1 protein-coding gene is annotated in these 1,054 nt (G+C 35.4%); it reads right to left on the bottom strand.

The genetic code is table 11. The features are described from left to right. Positions 1–650 precede the first annotated feature (650 nt). Positions 651–1,054 (bottom strand): hypothetical protein (locus HMPREF0106_RS00105; protein WP_232286806.1); only part of this gene is annotated, 404 nt, incomplete at its 5' end.

Raw genomic sequence — 1,054 nt, 5'->3', positions numbered from 1 at the left:
TGGCTCGCCTGGAGTATTATCTGGGTGAGTTGTCTTGTAAGATCAACTGTAGTAGGGAGGAAACTGCCCTTCATTATGCGGGCGCCCTTCATCTATTAGAAAAAGGCGGCTTTGATTTGGGCATAAAGAAGTGGGTTGAACTTGTCAGCCTGCGGATCGAGAATCCTAAAAAAGAATGATATTCTGATTTTGTATATAGAATCTGATCTGTATCCACTCAGTATTTATCCGGCATATACATATGGAATAGTCAACCGTTAGACTGCTTAGAACAAGTATTCTAACGGTTGACAATAAATTCTCTTGCTTTTATAATATTTTTCTATATATCCTGTTAATTACTCTATTAGTCATGCCCAATTAACCATTCCAATTAATCCATCCTCTTTAATAATCCTCTTTAATAATCTCCTTTTGTAATTTCCCTTTGTGGTATATCCCTAGTATTCTTTTTACATTTGGTTCATTTTCTTGCTTTCCTTCTATATTGTCTTCTTGTCTCTTTCTTCCTGTTGTCTTTTCTCATCTGTAATTCGACTGTAATTTTGTTATTTCTTTCTTCTGCATCTTTTTCTCTCTTTCGTGCGCCTACGCGCCCGCGTGTGATATAATAATGTGTCCCATGTGTACCGTTTCCGCCCGCAATCCACTTATGATAAAAAAATATGTTCTACAACATCATTATCTTTCAGCGCTTTAGCAGATTCTTTCAAAAAAACTTCGAAAAAATAGTTTAATATATTTGGATTGTATACCAAAAGGGCGTACTTTTGCACCCGCTTTCCAAGAGAAGAAAGCCTTGCAGAATTGACATAGTGAAAAAGCGAGATTGCGCTTAAAGAAAAGAACAAAAAAACTTCCAAAAAGTTTTGGAGTATAATAAATAAAGTTCTTATCTTTGCAGTCCGATTCGCAAAGAAAACGGCCTTTGTTTTTCTTTTATACATTCTTTCCCTTTCGCATAGAGAGTCTGAGAAATGAGTAAAAAGAAAAAATAAAAAAACTTCCGAAAAAGTTTGGTAGTTAAAAATAAAGCCTTTACCTTTGCACCCGC

This window comes from Bacteroides sp. D22 (assembly GCF_000163675.1).
Classification (GTDB): domain Bacteria; phylum Bacteroidota; class Bacteroidia; order Bacteroidales; family Bacteroidaceae; genus Bacteroides; species Bacteroides xylanisolvens.
The sequence above is the reverse complement of the archived record's forward strand: the minus strand, read 5'-3'. Positions and strand labels throughout refer to the sequence as shown.